Here is an 18,331-nt window from a genome sequence, read left to right on the forward strand (position 1 = left end):
CACTCCCTATTATAATTATAAGGCTAATAAGGAGCGTCTGACTAACAGATAGCTATGGACATATTCCGGATGCTTCTTGACGCGTACAATGGCATAGTCTTGATTGAACAATGTAGTTAAGATCTTTCTAATTTTATAGCGCCAGTCCTCAGCTAGTTTAGGACTTTCAACTTTCACCTTCTGCAAATTTTGAGGAATCGGTAATAGATAGGCATCCCGATGAAAGGATTGCTCTATTTGAAATGTATTATCTATGTCTAGGACAGGCAAGCCATCGACAGTTAGTGTCCACGGTACGATTTCATCTGCGATTTCTTCTAGTTCGTCAATGCTATCGGCCATTTGTTCACGCTCTATCCACCACTCTACAACTAGCCTATCTGATGGTAATCCTTCATTAAAGTCATCTTGAAGAGCGCCGTAATAATCATTTTCGTATTGATAGCTCATAGCATTTAGCTTTAAAAATGCTAAATTTGCTAAGCTCACCTCTAGAGGCTCAAATAACCAACGAACCAGCTGAAATCCATTTTCTTTTGCGTATTCTTGCTGAGCATGCTTTAATAGCTCACCTACACCTTGTTCACGATATGCTTTTTTCACACCAATCATGTGTGAATGTAAGTATATTTCTCTATCATGAGAACCTACAAAGCAATAGTTGAAGCCAATTAGCCTTTCTTCTAAATAAGCACCTAAAACTAATCCGCCATTTTGTACAACTGCTAGTAATTGGTGAGAGGGAATTGCTTGGCTTCCCCATATTTCAGCATTCAACTTTTGGACCTCTGCAATTTCTATAGGTGTCATTACTTTGCGAATATGCACTTGCTCTAACATTATGCTGACGCCTCCTTTGTATCCGTTGATTTTAATGCTAACAAGACTGCTCTCGTAAGAATCTCCACACCAGTAACAAGTCTTGCTTGTTTAAACCTCATTTTCGGATGGTGTAACCCTGGTGATAACCCACACCCTAAGCCCAACATTGTTGTTTTTAAGTGTGGTCGTTTTACCGCATAATGATGAAAATCCTCTCCACCAGGTGTGTGTACCGGCTTTCTTAAATTTGATAATCCGGCAGCTTGTATAATTGCTTGTTCCATAATATATTGTGCACTCGTATCAACTTCTGCGGCTACTATATTGGCAACAGTACGTAATTCAATCTGCACCTTATGCAATAGCTTAGAGGAATCAATAACACGTTTGACCCCTTGCGCTAAATCGTCCATAACATTATTTTGTTGGGCTCGAATATCAATCGTAAATGAGGCATTACCAGGTATAATATTGCCTGATTCTCCCCCTGCATGAAACTTTGTCATCTTCACCGAAACAGGTACCATTGGATCGGTATGGATGGTTCGTAAATCTTCAATGATGGTAGCCCCTACTTCGATTGCATTAATGCCAAGGTGTGGCCTTGCAGCATGTGCATCTTCCCCAATAATCTCCCCTTCAAGTAAACGAGAGGCACCATGATACAAGGCAGCACAATACGTACCATCCTCTAGCTCATGGACTGGTCTTACATGAACTCCAAATAAATAGTCGAGCTCATCAATTACCCCTTCTTCTAAGACCGCTAATGCTCCTGTCCCTTTTTCTTCAGCCGGTTGGAAAATGACACGGATTGTGCCATTAAATGATGGCTGTTGTTCTTTTAATAATAAGAGTGCACCAATTGCCATTGTCATATGTCCATCATGCCCACAGGAATGATTGGCACGGAAATGGCCATCAACCTCCTGCCATAATGCGTCTATATCTGTTCGTAAACCTACTTTAGGACTACCATGACCCACATCTACATAAAGACCTGTAGAATTTTTAAAGCGAATTGGCGAAAATCCTTCTTCAGTTAATAAATCTACTATATAATTAGTTGTTTCTACCTCATGCCAGCTAATTTCCGGATTGGCGTGTAAATACGTAAAAATCTCCATTAATCTTGACCTCAAACGGTCCAATTCTTCTTTCATAACATCCAACCCCTTAAAATTTTCTTATAATTATGATTATTATAGCGAAAATAATGATCTTCTACATAGAAACTTATACCCATACTCAATAAAATTACTGCTTAAGATAATATATTTCGCGCTAGACTTCATAAATAGACATTTATTTAGATAACAAAAAAAGATGTAAATAGAGCCCATTAGTCGGACTATATTTACATCTTTAATTTAGTTAATACCTTTCATCGCCTTTGAAATAATCGGCGATAAAACTAACAATAATATACCAATGACTATTGAAAGCGATCCTAAGAAGCCAAAGTATGTGAATTCGCTTACAACCTCATAAACCTTTACTAACTGCGCATTTATTGCTTGTGCTGCCGCACTTGTTAAAAACCATAAAGACATTGTTTGTGCAGCGAATGCTTGTGGTGCCAATTTCGTCGTAGCAGATAAACCAACTGGTGATAATAATAATTCACCTACAACTACTAGGAAGAATGACAGTACTAACCACCAAGGACTAACTAATGTTTCCCCGCCAGATAAATGTGCCGGAATCATCATGACAAGGAATGATAAACCTGCAAAGAATAAGGCGTAAGAAAACTTACGTGGTGTAGTTGGCTGCTTGTCTCCCCATTTAAGCCATAACATTGCAAATAATGGTGCCATTGTTATAACAAATAGCGGGTTTAATGACTGGAACCACGAAGATTGAAGCTGAATGCTACCAATACTTAGTTGTGTACGTTCGTCTGCATACGTAGCCAGAATTGTTGCCCCTTGTTCTTGAATCGCCCAGAACATAACGGCTGACAAGAATAATGGAATATAGGCAAGAAGTCGAGATTTTTCATCTTTTGTTGTCTTCTTACTACGATACATATAAATAAAGAAGACTGTTGGAATTATCACACCTAGAGCTGTAATGATTAAACTGAATACATTCATTGTTAAAGTACCCGTTTTAATGCCAATAGCACCAAGAATAATAATCAGTAAAGCAATAATACCAAATTGCGTAAAGACTTTTTTACGTTCTTCAGGCTTTAATGGGTTATTAACTTGTAAACCCGCTAAGCCTAAGTATTTTTTCTCTGTCAATTTATAAACGATTAACCCAACGAACATCCCTAAACCAGCTAAACCAAAGCCTAGGTGGAAGCTATATTTTTGTCCAATTGTTCCGACAATAAATGGTGCAATGAATGCCCCCATATTAATACCCATATAGAAAATAGAGAAGCCTGCATCACGACGGCTATCTGTTTCAGCGTAAATATCCCCAACAATACTTGAAACGTTTGGTTTTAATAAGCCAGTCCCCATTACGATAAATGCCATTGAAGCAAATAGCATCGTTACACCGCCAGGCAGTGCTAGCAATAAGTGACCAATCATAATTAACACGCCACCATAAAAAATAGTTCTACGTGTCCCTAATACTCGGTCAGCAATCCATCCACCGATAATACCTGACATATAAACGAGGGAACCATAAATGGCCATAATAGAGTTCGCTGTTCCGCGGTCTAGACCTAAACCACCCTGATTCAATTCGTAATACATAAAGAAGATGAGAATTGCTCGCATACCATAATACGAGAAACGTTCCCAAAATTCTGTGAAAAACAAAGTAAAGAGCCCTTTAGGGTGTCCAACAAAGCCATTTTGAGGGACAGATTTTACAACTTCATCTTTACTAGACATACAATACCCTCTCCCAATTAAAAATATTCTCTTGAAAAAACATTATTACCCTAAAATAAGGATTAAAAAACTGTGTTTCATCATACTAAAGCGTTTTTTTAACTTTAGCAAGAGTTTTAAAAAATGTTGAAAATTTATCATTTTTCTTTAAATTCTGACTGTTCGTTTTAATAATTATTAAATCCTTTGATATATCTAAGTTTTCTCACACTTCCATAGTGCAAACTTGTTTTCTGAACATTAAATTATTCTAAAATATTTAAAATTCAGATTTATAACTTTTTATCCAAATTTAAACTATCTTTTCTAAAAATTATTAAAATACGTACATGCTGTTGTTCTAGATTCTATATTCCCCTTAATCACAAAAAGCATGCCAAAAAGATTTTGGCATGCTTCAGGTTATTTTTTCATTTAATTAATTTACAACGTATTGCTGATATTTTGCATAATCCGCTTCTTTAACTTCAAGCGATAATAAAGTACCGCCCTCTTCGTATGCTGTATTAGAAACAGAGGCATGTTCATTTAAATAAGAAACAATATTCCCTTGGTCATAAGGTATGAGCATTTCACATGACACATAATCGGAGAAAATATGTTGACGAACTAATTGAATTAATTCCTCTAACCCTACCCCTTGTTTTGCTGAAACCCAAATGTTATCCCCACTTACAACAGGGTAAGGCACTTGGGCAAGATCAGCTTTATTGTAAACATAGATGGTTGGGATACCTTCAACTCCTACCGCTTTTAACGTTTCATTTGTAACGTCCATCATAAAACCATGCTCTGAATTAGAAACATCTACAACATGCAATAAAAGATCTGCATCTCGTGCCTCTTCTAATGTGGAGCGGAATGCTTTTACTAGGTGGTGAGGTAATTTGCTTACAAACCCAACTGTGTCCGTTAATAAAAATGTCTTTTTATCAGGTAGCTCTATCTGACGAACTGAGGTTTCAAGCGTAGCAAAAAGCATATCCTTCTCAAAGACTTGTTTATGCTCTTCTTGTCCTATTTCTGCCAGCAACTGATTCATAATCGTTGACTTGCCAGCATTCGTATAGCCGACAATAGACACTACCGGAAGGGCATTTTTTCGACGCTGTTTCCGCTGCGTTTCTCGTTGATCTTTGACCTGCTCTAGATCCTTTTTGATTTTCGCTATTTGATCTTCAATTTTTCGACGATCCAACTCTAGCTTCGTTTCCCCAGCACCTCGGTTTTTAAAGCCACCACCTGTACCTCCACCTTGACGGCTTAAAGAGGCATGTAAGCCTACTAAGCGCGGGAGCATATATTGAAGCTGTGCTAGTTCTACCTGCATTTGTGCCTCCCGTGTTTTCGCACGTCGGCCAAAAATATCTAAAATAAGCATTGTTCGATCAATAACTTTCGTTGCTAAATCACGCTCTAAATTACGAATTTGCGACGGTGAAAGCTCATCATTAAAAATAACGAGATTTGCCTGTGCTTCTTCATAGAAATTTTTGATTTCTTCTATTTTACCTGTACCAACATAATGGGAAGGTGTCACGCGCTCTAAATTTTGCGTAACTATCCCTACAACCTCCACATTGAGAGCCTCTGCTAAATTTTGAAGCTCTTCCATTGAATAATCAAAGTGCGCATCATTCCGTAAATTTACGCCAACGAGAATGGCCTTTTCAATTAATACATCAACTTCCTTAATTCTATCCATTAGAAACCTCCCACCAAAGCCTCGGTGACCCTACGACAAATTTTCTTCATCTTACCATAAATTACACCTGTCCGTATGTTCGGAACGTTATGAAAAACGTTTCAAAAAATGCGCCTCTTAGAAAAGGCGCATTTCCCTTATTTTCTTTCTTCTTTTAATAATACTTCCGAACGGTTAAACTCTTCTTCAATTTCTTCATTATGTCTATACGTCAATAGACTAACGATAACTGCAACGATTAAACAGACAAAGAAGCCTGGCACAATTTCATATAGGGCACTTGATAATGATTCAACTTTCCCCCAAATAAATGCTGTTGCAGCACCCGTTACCATTCCACTTAAAGCTCCGTAATTCGTTAACTTTCTCCAATATAAAGAAAGTAAAATGACTGGCCCAAATGCTGCACCGAATCCTGCCCATGCAAAACCAACTAAACTTAAAATCGAGCTATCTGGATTCCAGGCTAAAATTGCTGCAATAATCGCAACAACTAAAACAGCCATACGCCCTACAAAAACATAATGTTTATCAGTTGCTGTTTTGTTAAACAGTGCTTTATAAATATCCTCTACAAGTGCCGAAGAGGTAACGATTAATTGCGATGAAATGGTACTCATAACAGCAGCTAAAATGGCCGCTAGCATAATTCCAGCTATAAATGGATGGAATAAAATTTGTCCAAGTACAATAAATACTGTTTCAGCGTCTTTTAGCTCTCCTGCATTTTGTTCATAATAAGCTACCCCTACTAACGCTGTCCCAATGGCACCAAATAAACTTAACATCATCCAGCCAATACCAATACGACGAGCCTGCTTTGTTTCCTTTACAGAGCTGATGGCCATAAAGCGCACAATAATATGTGGCTGCCCAAAATAGCCTAATCCCCAGGCAAGTGAGGAAATAATACCGGCTGCTGTTGCAGTGGCAGGTAACATGTTTAGAAGATCTGGGCTAACTGCTTTAATAGAAGTAATTGTATCCCCTATCCCACCTGTTACAAAAAGACCGAATAGTGGTACAGTAATAAGTGCTATAAACATGATAAGTCCTTGTAAAAAATCGGTATAACTTACTGCTAAAAATCCACCGAACAATGTATAGGCTACTACTACTGCCGAAACAATTAACAAACCTGTATGATAGTCATAACCAAATGAGCTATCGAAAAATTTGCCCCCTGCTACCATCCCGGAAGATACATAAAATGTGAAAAATAATAAAATAATGATACCTGAAGCAATTCTGATTAACTTCGTATGATCGCGTAATCGATTGTCCAAATAACTCGGTATTGTAATGGAATCATTGGTAACCTGTGTATAAACGCGTAGCCGTGGTGCTACTAATAACCAGTTTAAATAAGCACCTACCGTTAACCCAATGGCAATCCAAGCCTCAACAAGACCTGATAAAAAAATAGCACCGGGTAAGCCCATTAAAAGCCAGCCAGACATATCCGCTGCACCTGCACTTAAAGCCGTTACAGCCGGGCCTAAGGAACGACCACCAAGCATATAGTCTGTTAAATTGGATGTTTTAACGAATGCATACCAGCCTATCGCTAGCATGGCGACCATATAAATAATAATTGCTAATAATTGATACATATTATCTGACATACTTTTTCCTCCTATTCAGTCTTTAGTATCACCAATTCATAAAGAAATACTATACATAAAGATACCATGAACATACAATTCTACCTATAATTACTCAGAATTTTTGTGAAAATTTTTTCAAAAACATTGTTCGTTATAAAATGTGTTAAACTAGTGCCATCTATTACACAATAAAGTAGGCGAAAATGTATGATATTTGAAGAAATGAAAGCTCATCTCATAGAAAGAATTTTACAGCAACAGCTAGTTACGGCCACAATCAGTCAACCTCGCATGAAATCTAATGAAGTTAAACGCATTAAGTTGAAGCCTTTAATGTTAAAGGACAGTTATCATATACAAATTGAATACCAATATGAACGAATTTTAAAACATGAAAATATTCTATTGACCGAATTTCCCGCTAAGCTGGAGACTATCTTCGAAGATTATCGCCAAGCCCATGTTGATTTTATCGATGAAAAAGTACAAGTCCAATTATCCAAAAAGAATAAAGTACTTTGGAAATCCGATCAATCCAGTACACCTAAGCAAGTTAATTTGGCACATAATCGTAAAAAGAATTACTTACTTTCGGACGATCAACCTTACCCGTTTTTAATCCGACTTGGCGTGCAAACAGAGGATGGAAAAGTTAAAAAACAAAAATACGATAAATTTAAGCAAATTAATCGCTTTATCGAATTTATTGACGATGCTTTATCCTACTTACCAAAAAATCGGCAAGTTCGTATTTTAGATTTTGGATCAGGCAAATCGTATTTAACGTTTGCTTTGTATCATTATTTAAAAATCGAAAAAGGTCTAGATATACGTGTAACAGGCTTAGATTTGAAAAAGGAAGTTATTGAAGAGTGTTCAAGAATAGCACAGGATCTAGGCTATGACCAGCTTGAATTTCTTGTAGGAGATATTCATGATTATAATGAGGAATCCGCTGTAGACATGGTCGTAACACTGCATGCGTGCGATGTTGCCACAGATATGGCTTTAGCCCGTGCCGTGAAATGGGGCGCAAGCGTTATATTAAGTGTTCCTTGCTGCCAACATGAATTGAATCGTCAACTAAATACCCCTTCCTTGGACATTATGTTACAACATGGTCTTATCCGAGAGCGTTTCGCCGCCCTTGCTACTGATTCCATACGTGCTGAAATCTTGTCCCTTGTTGGCTATGAAGCACAGCTTCTTGAATTTATTGATATGGAAAATACGCCTAAAAATATTTTAATCCGAGCATACCGAACAGGAAAAAAAGCAAGTGTTGAGCAGCGTGCCCGCTATGATGCTTTCTTAAATTTATTACATGCAACACCATTTTTACAAACGGAGTTAAAAGAGTATTTATAACCATACAAAAAGGCAATTCGACTATAGACAAGCTCGAAAATTTTGAGTGCGGCTATAGTCTTTTTTCATTTATGAAGCTGTTGCTTTACAAGATGGATGGACGCTTGCCATGTCAGGGTCGAGCGAGAATATCCACTCCGTTCATACTTTCGTTTGAGCAGCCTACTAGCACAGATCATACTCGGTGTAGCCATTCACCAACAATGAACAAAAACCATCGAGAATGAAAACTTCTCGATGGTTTTTTCTACAGTCTAAGGCGAGCCAACTTATTATAGCTCTTGTCGTAAAGCATGGATGACATCAATTTTCGTCGCCTTACGAGCAGGACGATAACCTGAAATCATTGCTACTCCAATACTAATACCCGCGGCAATAACGACTAGCTGCCATGGAATAAGAGAGAATGTAATATCATTTGTTGCAAATGCATCTTCTCCCGTGGCTGCTTTTAGAATCAACGGTAACACTGCATTTGCCGCAAAACTAATGGCGTATGAAATGATAACTGCAATAAAGGTACCTAAAAGCCCAATAAATGTACTTTCCATTAAAAATAAACGTTGAATCAGTTTTGGACTCGCACCGATCGCTTTTAATACACCTATTTCACGAGTTCGCTCTGTCACCGCCATTGTCATCGTATTGAAAATACCGATGGAAGCAATGAGCACCGCAATCGTACCAACAAAAATCAAACCGATTTTTAATACTAAGAAAAATACATTCATTTGATCTAATTGCTCCGTCACTGAATAGACACTGTAGCCATTATCTTTTAGTTTTTCTAAAATTGGCTTCACGTTTTCCAATGTATCAGCAAAAATATTGAATTCTGAGTAAAACAATTCCTCCTCGGTTGTATCTCCAAGAGCGGAAAAATTCTCAACTAATGCTGACTTTTGTGCTATATCCATATGAATAGTATTATCAATCATCCAATCATACGAAGGTTTCTCCATGACACCAACAATTGTATAGGTCATTTTTTCTGTTTCCTCATTGTTACCAGTGTTAGGCAATAGCGATAAGTTAATGTTCTGGCCAATTAATGATTTTTTATAGCCTTCATCACTTCCATTATAATAGGTACCATCTGCCTCAGCCTTTTTGCTTTTTTCTTTAATCACATTGCGATCGGCCTCATTCAATAATGTTTGTGCAAAATGATAGCCGACCACTATTTCATTTGGCTTTGATGGATATACACCTTCTGCAAGCTTGCCATTCACCTGCTCAAAATCCTTCATATCGTTCAAAATTAAACTAGAAGTTGAATCCCGATCACCTAAGAAGGAATGTGCAGAGGCATTCATGCCCACCGTTTCAAGTACTGTTTCCACATGATCTATCTTTTTAATTTCTTGAACCTGATCTTCTGTAAATTGCTTATCCCCATACACTTGAATTTTTGTAACTGTTTCATTTGAAAGAATTTCATTACGTAGAGATTCCTGTAGTCCAAAACCTACGGATGCTAGTACGATAAGGAAAGCACAGCCCATCGTTGCAGCTAGAACCGTCATAAAAACCCGTAATTTATTTTTTTTGATATGCTGCGTGACAAAATCTATTTGGTCTTTAAATAACATCTTAAGCTTCCTCCTTTACCAGTTCGCCATCATACATACGGAAGCGTCTATGTGCGATTGTCGCCACTTCTTCATCATGAGTAATAATGACAAAGGTTAACCCAAACTCTCGGTTTAAACTTTGAATAAGCATCAAAATATCTTGCTCTGTTTCTGAATCCAAACTTCCTGTTGGCTCATCTGCCAACAATACAGGAGGATTCGTGATGAGCGCTCTTGCAATACTGACACGCTGTTGCTGCCCACCTGATAATTCATTTGGATAATGATCAGCGACTTCTGTTAGACCAACCTTGTCCATTATTTTTTTCACTTTTTCTTTTCTCATTGCTTTGCGCAATCCTTGTAGCTTCAAGGGTAACTCAATATTTTCGAATGCCGTCAAGCCAGGCATTAGTTGAAAATTTTGAAAGATGAAACCAAATTGTCTCAAGCGAAATGCTGCGCTTTCTGTTTCATTTAGTTGCGCTGTTTCTTTACCATTCACTTTAATAGAACCCTGCTCCACCTTCATAAATCCAGCTAAAACCTGTAATAAAGTTGACTTTCCAGAGCCACTTTTGCCGACAATTGCTACAATCTCTCCTTTATTGACCTCAAAGTTCACGCCTTTTAAAACGGGAACCTTCTTTTCTTTCCCTTTTTTTCCAATTAAAAATGTATGTTGTAAGTTTTCAACTTGAATCATTTGTTAATAAGCACTCCTTTCTCACTCATTTCCCATTGTAGAAAACAATTCTTAATAAAGAGGAAGGATAAAAATGAAGATATTCTTAAGAATAAGGAGAGACTCCTTCTAAAACAAATTGAATTTACATTCCCTTTACAATTCAAGTGTTATTTTCACTGATTTTCATTGTAAATCACACATAAATCTGTGCTAAACACGTGTGGATGTCCGTAAAAAACCTAATAACAAAGGGTTTATCTGTACTATTAATAACAACGACAGTTTAATCCCCCTTTATTTTGTGAACGAATTGTATATTACAGCAATGTAAATTTTTATGTCGAATATAAAATTTTTATGTAGATAAATTAAAGATTTTGTTATGATAGTAAAGTTTAGAGGTCGATTAATTTATTTATATCCAGGAGGATTCGATTTACATGCTTAACTCAAAAAAACAAGACCCTTTCTTTATTGCATTGCATAAAATTGCTGAAAATATGAGAGAGGCTGTGCATTACGCAAATGATTTTCGTATTAACAGTGTAGCTGACCTAAAAGAGATTAGCATTACAATGAAAAATTACGAAACTGCTGGCGATAAGCTCATTCACGAACTGATCGTAATGCTAAACAAATCATTTATGACACCTATTGAGCGTGAAGATATTTTAGAGTTTGCCATTCGTATGGATGATATTTTAGATGGTACAGAACATTGTATTGCCCATTTTGAAATGTTTTCACTCACAGAAATTGATGAATCCATGCGCACTTTCCTAGGCTATATTTCTAAAAGTGTGGATGAAATTGTCAAAGCAACTGAAGAGTTAAAGAAAAAGAATCTAATTGGTATGCGTCCTCACGCTATTCTAATTAAAGACTATGAACGTGAATGTGATGAAGTACAACGTTCTTCCATTAAACAACTGTTTTTAAACGAAAAAGATCCGATTCGCCTTATTAAATTTAAAGATATATATGAACAACTTGAAGATATCGCTGATCATTGCCAAAACGTAGCTAATACTATGGAAACAATTATCATGCGTAACGCATAATTAGGAGATGGGCACTTTACAATGAATACAATCATTATACTAACCGTACTGGTCGTCATCTTTGCCCTAACATTTGACTTTATCAACGGCTTCCACGATACTGCAAATGCTATTGCAACTTCGGTTTCCACTCGAGCATTGCCACCTCGTGTAGCGATCATCATGGCCGCAACCATGAACTTTATCGGCGCTATCACTTTTGTAGGGGTTGCTAAAGCTTTAACAAAAGACATTGTAGATCCGTTTTCTTTAAATGCCTTTGAAGGAGACACAACCGGCTCAGTCGTTATTTTGGCCGCACTAATTTCAGCTATTATTTGGAATTTACTTACATGGTATTTCGGTATTCCATCAAGTTCTTCCCACACATTGATTGGCTCTATCGCAGGTGCCGCTGTCGCATCTGCTGGCTTCGATGTATTAAACTATGGTGGCTTTACTAAAATCCTTATGGCCTTAGTGTTTTCTCCAATACTGGCTATTTGTGCTGGTTTTATTATGATGACACTATTTAAATTATGGTTTAAAAACCTTAACTTATATCGCACTAATAAAGGTTTCCGTACGATGCAAATCTTCACCGCAGCCATTCAATCGTTCACACACGGTACGAACGATGCGCAAAAAGCAATGGGGATTATGACAATGGCTTTAATCGCTGGAGGATTGCATAGCGGTGATGAAATACCTTTCTGGGTACGTGCTGCTGCTGCCACAGCTATGGGTCTAGGTACATCTATTGGTGGTTATAAAATTATTAAAACCGTTGGCGGTAAAATTATGAAAATTCGCCCTGTTAATGGGGTAGCGGCAGACTTAGCGTCAGCAACAGTTATTTTTGGTGCGACATTAATCCATCTACCTGTATCTACAACACATGTTATTTCTTCATCTATTATGGGTGTTGGTTCTGCACAGCGTGTACGTGGTGTTAACTGGGGAATGGCCCGCAAGATTGTTACTACTTGGGTTATTACAATGCCTATTTCAGCCGTAATGGCATCCGTTATTTATTTCGTCCTATCATTATTCTTTTAATAACAAGGCTCCTGTCTAATAAATGGACAGGAGTCTTTAGTTTGTCACACGACAAAATGTGACACATCCTTTAAACTAATTGAAAAGGGGGGATACATAAACAACTATGAAAACTTTTTCAACTTTTATTACCACACATGCAAAAGCAATCGTAGCCCTGTGGATTATTATTTTTCTAGCCATGGCTTATTTTGCTTTACAGCTTCCCGGTAAACTTCAAGGGGATGGCTTTTTTGTTGAAGCGGATCATAACTATGTCACAAAAGAGCTAGCAGAAACTTTCGATATACCAACCAATACAATCCTGGTTGTGTTCGATCCAGCTCAGGATAAGAAAATTGAAGAAACTTTAAATAAACTCGATCACATAAAGGAAATACATTCCATCCAGTCACCTTTAGAGGACGCTTCTTTACGTAAAGATGGGATTGCCTATGCTATGGTCCATTTAAAAAACGATGCCGAAAACCTTTCTGAAATCGTTGAGGATGTCCGTTCATTAATTGAAGAAGACGGCGTTCATATTACGGGTGGACCAGTTATTTCTGCTGACATTAATACAGCCAGCCAAAAGGATTTAGCTTCTGCTGAGGCCATTGGTCTACCTATCGCCATTATCGTCCTATTATTGGCTTTTGGTACGGTTATTGCTTCTATTTTGCCAATTATCATTGGAGTTGTTACAGTTGTAACCGCCTTCGGTATTATGACATTACTTAGCGGTAGCGTGAATCTCTCCATTTTCGTTTTAAATATTGTTCCAATGCTTGGTCTTGCTTTAAGTATTGATTTCGCACTATTGCTCATTAATCGTTACCGTGAAGAGCGTGCCCACACATCCATTGCACAAGCTATTCAAACTGCCATCCAGACAGCTGGACGCTCCATCATCTTTTCTGCAGTATGTGTCATGATTGGTTTAGGTGCCATGATCGTCATTGATGTTGAAATATTCCATAATATCGCTCTAGGAGGCACCATAGTAGTTCTATTAGCTGTTCTTTCTGGCTTAACCCTACTCCCTGCAACAATGATGCTTTTGGGCGACCGACTCAATAAATGGCGTCTACTACGTGTTAAACCAGGTGGCGCAAATCGTTGGCGGAGCTTTGCAGGTTTTGTCATGAAACATCCAGTAGCTATCGTAATCGCTGCATTATTATTACTTGGTATCGGAATGCTCCCATTAAAGGACATCCAATTAACAATTCCTCAGGTAGATTCCCTACCGACAAAATATGATGCACGTGTAGCGTACGATAAATTAGATGAAACGTTTGGACTTGGTGAAACATCTACTTTATATTTGTTAGCTGAACGTAAAGAAGGCTGGGAGGATGCTGAGGCTAGAGAGCTGATTTACACTATTCAAGAAAAATTATTAAAAGATCCACTCGTTACCAATGTTTCAACTATTTACACAGCCGCAAACATTCCAACACCTAAGGAACTCTCTGCTTCTTTAGCAATCCCACAGGTGGCGGAGCAATTAAAACCGGTTATTCAAACATTTTCAAAAGATACAAAGCTATTCATCCCAATTACCATTGATGCAGCTGGCTCTTCCACGACTGCCCAAAAATTTGCACGAACTTGGATGGATAAAGATTTAGGTGTACAATTCGCGCTTGGAGGACCCGCAAAATTTAACCAAGAGATATTTGATGAGATTGCTAATAAAATTGTTTTAGCGATAGCCATAATCATCGTGTCCACTTTCTTTATTTTAATGCTGGCATTCCGTTCAGTATTAATTCCGTTAAAGGCCATTATTATGAACATTATTGGGCTTTCCTCTGCCTTTGGAATACTCGTCTATATTTTCCAATACGGACATTTTGGCATTGAGGCAGGATCAATTGTATTGATTATCCCAGTTATTGTTTTCTGTTTAGTTTTTGGCTTAAGTATGGACTACGAAGTCTTTTTAATTTCTCGTATCCAAGAGGAATATTTAAAAGGCGCCAACAATACACACGCTACAATAGAGGGACTGACATCCACAAGTCGGATTATTACTTCAGCAGCGCTCATTATGATTGTTATCACAGGAGCATTTGCCTTCACGGATGTCATGCCTGTGAAACAAATTGGTGTTGGTATAGCCATTGCTGTTGCTATTGATGCCACAATCATTCGTCTTATGCTAGTACCAAGTCTCATGAAACTATTTGGTGATTGGAACTGGTGGCTTCCTTTCGCAAAGAAAAATAAATAAAAACAATCCGCCTCCTTGTTCAAGGAAGCGGATTTTTTCTCTATGCATAAATTCTGTTATACCACTCTTTTGCTGCGTGAACTTCAGGAATCGTTAGCTGATGTCCGAAATCAAACCAGTTCGTCGTCACAGTCGCACCCGCCGAACTTAAAAGAGCCTCTAAATCCTCTGATTCTTGTGCTGTACACATAGGATCATTTGTACCTGCACCTATAAAAACAGGGGTAGCAGATAGCTTAGGTAGCTCAATCCCTCGTCTCGGCACCATTGGATGATGTAATATAGCTCCTGCTAAAACGTCCTCGTAGTGGAATAATAAGCTAGCTGCAATATTAGCGCCATTTGAATAACCGATAGCTACAATTCGTTGACGATCAAAGCCATATTGCTGTGACGCCTCGTTCAAAAATTCATTCAGTTCCTTTGTACGAATGATTAAATCCTCTATATCAAAGACACCTTCTGCTAATCGACGGAAGAACCTTGGCATTCCATGTTCTAATACATTGCCTCGTACACTTAATATATTGGCTGTATCATCAATTTCCTTGGCAAGTCCAATTAAGCTTTCTTCATTACCACCAGTACCATGCAACAACAATAGAGTTGGTTTTGTTTCGTCTGTACCTTTATAAAAAACGTGTTTCATTAACAGTCCACCTCTCGATTATCTTGAATTCGAGATAATTGTAGCCTGTGGCAAAATTAAATTCAAGCTCTTTGACTTATTAATTTCGCGATTTTCACGATTTGGTTGTTCCTCATGGTTTTTATAAAAATTAGTTATAGTAAAAACTGATAGTAAACAAGCCACAATCACAACAACAATAACAATTCCCACTAGTTTTTTCCCGTTCATTTTATGATAATCCCCCGTATTTATTAGTTCTTTTTACGAAAGCCTTCTTCTAGCAAATATTCTTTTGCTGCATCATACGTACCAAACGCCTCTTCAAGATTTTCCCCATGGTAGACATTCCAAGAACGTTGTTCAAATACTAGCTGTAATTGATCACCCTCTCGACTATGCCAAATCTCGATAATCGGTTCTTCCGTCTCTACCTCTTCAGATAGATATTGAATAGCATCAGCAATAATCTCACGAAGTTGTTGTTCATCATAATCACGGATATTTACTAATCCTTTACTAGCCTCTTGCTCATAGCGCAATAAATCTCCAACAAAGATAAAGCCATTGCCATTCGGATGTAGCTTTTCAACTACAATTGTCTTTTCATAAAGACTGTCCATAAAGTGATAATTTAAGCGTTTTAATGATATTTCCTTTTTCGTTAGTTCAGAAAATGATTCAATAATTGCTTGTTTTTGTTCAAATGTTAGCATATAAAAAATGCTCCTTTTCTTTACAATCTATCTAACAGTATAACTTATTTTTTCCTGTTATATTGTGTACATTCTCATCATTTTTACAAAGAAAATAGGATAAGCTATTTCCTAGCTTATCCTACCCAAATTAGGATGTTTGATTAAATATTTTCTCACGCGCAAATTTGATCACATGTGCAACATACAATTCACGGTAAGGAACAAATTGTGCTGTTCCAACTGGTCTGACAATTTTCACACGTTGACCATCAGGGAAGTATTCGTATCCTTCAATATTCAGAGTTGTTGTTTCTCCCAAGAAGAAGGCTTCAGCCTCATTCAGTCTTGCTCTTACTACACCTGATACTTCCTCGTATTGTAAAGCAAAGGAATTCCAATCATGCTCGAAAGGATATATGTAGACATGGCAAAAATCATTATCAATCATATTTTCAGAAACGATACTACAAGAGGTCATGCCCATTTTGACAACATCTTGGACATCTATTTGGAGCCCTAATTCTTCTTTTACTTCTCGTATACCTGATTCCACTGTTTCAACAGCTAAAAGATGGCCTGCTGCTGTAATATCGAGTAAACCTGGATAATCCTTTTTCTGTGAGCTTCGTACTTGAAAATAAATATAGTCCTCATTGACAAGCCAGCAATGAAATGTCTCATGCCAAAGCCCTTTTTCATGTACTTCTGATCGTGTAGCTGTCCCAATTTCCTCATGCTGTTCATTAAATACCTTTACAATTTCTTGTTCCATTTTTTCGACTCCTATACTGATTTCGTCGCTTTTTTCTTAATTGCATTACGTTGATCATAAATATTGGATACGATAACTTTCAATACTGCATAAAATGGTACAGCAATAATAATTCCTATAAAGCCTGCAATATTACCTGCTGCTAGAATAATTGTAATAACAGTTAGTGGATGGATATCGAGCGATTTCCCCATCACGTTAGGTGTAATAAAGTTGCTATCAATTTGTTGAGCAACAAGCGTCACAACGGATACCCAAACAACTAAAATAGGATCCTGAATAACCGCTACGATTAGGGCTGGCGTAAATGCGATCCAAGGCCCAATAAATGGAATCATATTCATAAAGAATGCAAAGATTACTAATAGTAACGAATATTCTAATCCAATAATTAAGTAACCCACATACATAATAAGCGCTAATAAAAAACTAATTTGCAGTTGGCCCTGAATATAACTACGTAAAACATCATCAATTTCACTTAATGTTTTCTTTACCCATTGCTGACGTTCGCCACTGAAATATTTATAAATAGATGGTGCAAATTTCTCATGATCCTTCAACATAAAAATAAAGAAGAATGGAATTAAAACAGCTAATAATGATACAGACACAATGGATTGTAAAAAGGAAATAAACCCTTTACTCGCCACCATTGCAACATCTTGCACAGAGTTCGCCATTTTTTCAATTACATCATTTACCTGCTGTGGGAAGTTATCTTTATTGAGCAGTACATAGTCTGTTAATTGCTGAATACTCGTACTAATACTTGAACTAATCATAGGGGCATTCTTCACTAATTTATTGACCTGCTCGGCAATCGGGTTCCCAATAATCCAGCCAAAAACCCCTGCAATTCCTATGAGGCCGAACACAATCGTCAATATGCTTGCCCATCTAGGGAATTTACGCTTTTCTAAAAATCTTTGAATCGGTTCAGTCACATAATAAAAGACACCCCCAAGTAGTAAAGGGATAAAAATGGCTTTTAAAATGATCACTAGTGGTGAAAAAATCCAATGAATTTCTATAAAATATTTAATAATTAATAGTGTAAGTAGTATCCCTACACCTACTTGAAACCAAACCTTCCTCGTCACTTTCATTCACTTCCTTTTATCGCCGTTACTCAAGATACTACTGATATATTAACCATTTCGCAAGTATCCTAGTATGTTTTGACTCAATCAATTTTTTCTGTGCGAGTTTACTACCAGAATTTCGCGTTTACTTAATAAGCTCCCTTCAAACAAACTAAAAAATTCGCTCACTTCCACTATACTAATTGTGG

At 37.4% G+C, this 18,331-nt stretch carries 16 protein-coding genes; 4 read left to right on the plus strand and 12 right to left on the minus strand.

The window, feature by feature from the left end:
• Window positions 1-15: 15 nt before the first annotated feature.
• From AC07YC_RS13385 to putP, 5 genes are all read right to left on the minus strand, one after another.
• Window positions 16-840, minus strand: coding sequence for a GNAT family N-acetyltransferase (locus AC07YC_RS13385; RefSeq protein ID WP_336635559.1), 825 nt, complete (start codon window positions 838-840; stop codon window positions 16-18).
• Window positions 840-1,985, minus strand: coding sequence for a M20 peptidase aminoacylase family protein (locus AC07YC_RS13390; RefSeq protein WP_336635560.1), 1,146 nt, complete (start codon window positions 1,983-1,985; stop codon window positions 840-842). The genes AC07YC_RS13385 and AC07YC_RS13390 overlap by 1 nt, the downstream gene beginning before the upstream one ends.
• 207 nt (window positions 1,986-2,192) lie before the next feature.
• On the minus strand, window positions 2,193-3,680 hold the full coding sequence (locus tag AC07YC_RS13395) for a peptide MFS transporter (RefSeq protein ID WP_036223439.1): 1,488 nt from the start codon (window positions 3,678-3,680) through the stop codon (window positions 2,193-2,195).
• A 418-nt stretch (window positions 3,681-4,098) separates the two neighbouring features.
• Window positions 4,099-5,385, minus strand: coding sequence for a GTPase HflX (hflX, locus tag AC07YC_RS13400; RefSeq protein ID WP_336635561.1), 1,287 nt, complete (start codon window positions 5,383-5,385; stop codon window positions 4,099-4,101).
• A gap of 137 nt (window positions 5,386-5,522) precedes the next feature.
• Window positions 5,523-7,010: a sodium/proline symporter PutP gene (putP, locus tag AC07YC_RS13405; RefSeq protein ID WP_241605067.1), complete on the minus strand. Its 1,488-nt coding sequence runs from the start codon at window positions 7,008-7,010 to the stop codon at window positions 5,523-5,525.
• Window positions 7,011-7,199: 189 nt separating this feature from the next.
• Here putP and AC07YC_RS13410 point away from each other — a divergent pair, with 189 nt between their 5' ends.
• Window positions 7,200-8,360 (plus strand): class I SAM-dependent methyltransferase, encoded by a 1,161-nt coding sequence (locus AC07YC_RS13410; protein WP_494919626.1) that lies wholly within the window; start codon window positions 7,200-7,202, stop codon window positions 8,358-8,360.
• Window positions 8,361-8,632: 272 nt separating this feature from the next.
• On the opposite strand, the gene AC07YC_RS13415 is transcribed toward AC07YC_RS13410, so the two are convergent.
• Together AC07YC_RS13415 and AC07YC_RS13420 are read right to left on the minus strand one after the other, a co-directional pair.
• On the minus strand, window positions 8,633-9,952 hold the full coding sequence (locus AC07YC_RS13415; RefSeq protein WP_336635564.1) for an ABC transporter permease: 1,320 nt from the start codon (window positions 9,950-9,952) through the stop codon (window positions 8,633-8,635).
• 1 nt (window position 9,953) lies between these two features.
• Window positions 9,954-10,640, minus strand: a complete 687-nt coding sequence (locus AC07YC_RS13420) for an ABC transporter ATP-binding protein (protein WP_025117546.1) — start codon at window positions 10,638-10,640, stop codon at window positions 9,954-9,956.
• Between the two features lie 422 nt (window positions 10,641-11,062).
• On the opposite strand from AC07YC_RS13420, the gene AC07YC_RS13425 reads away from it, so the two are divergent.
• From AC07YC_RS13425 to AC07YC_RS13435, 3 genes are all read left to right on the plus strand, one after another.
• Window positions 11,063-11,683, plus strand: coding sequence for a DUF47 domain-containing protein (locus tag AC07YC_RS13425; protein ID WP_008175190.1), 621 nt, complete (start codon window positions 11,063-11,065; stop codon window positions 11,681-11,683).
• 21 nt (window positions 11,684-11,704) lie between these two features.
• Window positions 11,705-12,721, plus strand: a complete 1,017-nt coding sequence (locus AC07YC_RS13430) for an inorganic phosphate transporter (protein WP_036121178.1) — start codon at window positions 11,705-11,707, stop codon at window positions 12,719-12,721.
• A gap of 106 nt (window positions 12,722-12,827) precedes the next feature.
• Entirely contained in the window at window positions 12,828-14,939 is a 2,112-nt protein-coding gene (locus AC07YC_RS13435; protein ID WP_494919627.1) for an MMPL family transporter, read from the plus strand.
• A gap of 40 nt (window positions 14,940-14,979) precedes the next feature.
• Here the strand turns inward: AC07YC_RS13435 and AC07YC_RS13440 are convergent, their stop codons facing one another.
• From AC07YC_RS13440 to AC07YC_RS13460, 5 genes are all read right to left on the minus strand, one after another.
• Entirely contained in the window at window positions 14,980-15,588 is a 609-nt protein-coding gene (locus AC07YC_RS13440) for an alpha/beta hydrolase (protein WP_336635566.1), read from the minus strand.
• Between the two features lie 18 nt (window positions 15,589-15,606).
• Window positions 15,607-15,798, minus strand: coding sequence for a hypothetical protein (locus tag AC07YC_RS13445; protein WP_012295856.1), 192 nt, complete (start codon window positions 15,796-15,798; stop codon window positions 15,607-15,609).
• Between the two features lie 23 nt (window positions 15,799-15,821).
• Window positions 15,822-16,283 (minus strand): hypothetical protein, encoded by a 462-nt coding sequence (locus AC07YC_RS13450; RefSeq protein WP_036223454.1) that lies wholly within the window; start codon window positions 16,281-16,283, stop codon window positions 15,822-15,824.
• A gap of 130 nt (window positions 16,284-16,413) precedes the next feature.
• Complete coding sequence (locus AC07YC_RS13455) at window positions 16,414-17,037, minus strand: NUDIX hydrolase (protein ID WP_494919628.1); 624 nt, start codon at window positions 17,035-17,037, stop codon at window positions 16,414-16,416.
• Window positions 17,038-17,048: 11 nt separating this feature from the next.
• On the minus strand, window positions 17,049-18,146 hold the full coding sequence (locus tag AC07YC_RS13460; protein ID WP_008175205.1) for an AI-2E family transporter: 1,098 nt from the start codon (window positions 18,144-18,146) through the stop codon (window positions 17,049-17,051).
• Window positions 18,147-18,331 lie beyond the last annotated feature (185 nt).

This window comes from Lysinibacillus sp. GW247-5R2A, assembly GCF_059424475.1.

Excerpts from the sequence above, each read along its gene's own strand:
- AC07YC_RS13385 (WP_336635559.1), bottom strand. The coding sequence starts at position 840 with ATGTTAGAGCAAGTGCATATTCGCAAAGTAATGACACCTATAGAAATT.
- AC07YC_RS13390 (WP_336635560.1), bottom strand. The coding sequence starts at position 1,985 with ATGAAAGAAGAATTGGACCGTTTGAGGTCAAGATTAATGGAGATTTTT.
- AC07YC_RS13395 (WP_036223439.1), bottom strand. The coding sequence starts at position 3,680 with ATGTCTAGTAAAGATGAAGTTGTAAAATCTGTCCCTCAAAATGGCTTT.
- hflX (WP_336635561.1), bottom strand. The coding sequence starts at position 5,385 with ATGGATAGAATTAAGGAAGTTGATGTATTAATTGAAAAGGCCATTCTC.
- putP (WP_241605067.1), bottom strand. The coding sequence starts at position 7,010 with ATGTCAGATAATATGTATCAATTATTAGCAATTATTATTTATATGGTC.
- AC07YC_RS13410 (WP_494919626.1), top strand. The coding sequence starts at position 7,200 with ATGATATTTGAAGAAATGAAAGCTCATCTCATAGAAAGAATTTTACAG.
- AC07YC_RS13415 (WP_336635564.1), bottom strand. The coding sequence starts at position 9,952 with ATGTTATTTAAAGACCAAATAGATTTTGTCACGCAGCATATCAAAAAA.
- AC07YC_RS13420 (WP_025117546.1), bottom strand. The coding sequence starts at position 10,640 with ATGATTCAAGTTGAAAACTTACAACATACATTTTTAATTGGAAAAAAA.
- AC07YC_RS13425 (WP_008175190.1), top strand. The coding sequence starts at position 11,063 with ATGCTTAACTCAAAAAAACAAGACCCTTTCTTTATTGCATTGCATAAA.
- AC07YC_RS13430 (WP_036121178.1), top strand. The coding sequence starts at position 11,705 with ATGAATACAATCATTATACTAACCGTACTGGTCGTCATCTTTGCCCTA.
- AC07YC_RS13435 (WP_494919627.1), top strand. The coding sequence starts at position 12,828 with ATGAAAACTTTTTCAACTTTTATTACCACACATGCAAAAGCAATCGTA.
- AC07YC_RS13440 (WP_336635566.1), bottom strand. The coding sequence starts at position 15,588 with ATGAAACACGTTTTTTATAAAGGTACAGACGAAACAAAACCAACTCTA.
- AC07YC_RS13445 (WP_012295856.1), bottom strand. The coding sequence starts at position 15,798 with ATGAACGGGAAAAAACTAGTGGGAATTGTTATTGTTGTTGTGATTGTG.
- AC07YC_RS13450 (WP_036223454.1), bottom strand. The coding sequence starts at position 16,283 with ATGCTAACATTTGAACAAAAACAAGCAATTATTGAATCATTTTCTGAA.
- AC07YC_RS13455 (WP_494919628.1), bottom strand. The coding sequence starts at position 17,037 with ATGGAACAAGAAATTGTAAAGGTATTTAATGAACAGCATGAGGAAATT.
- AC07YC_RS13460 (WP_008175205.1), bottom strand. The coding sequence starts at position 18,146 with ATGAAAGTGACGAGGAAGGTTTGGTTTCAAGTAGGTGTAGGGATACTA.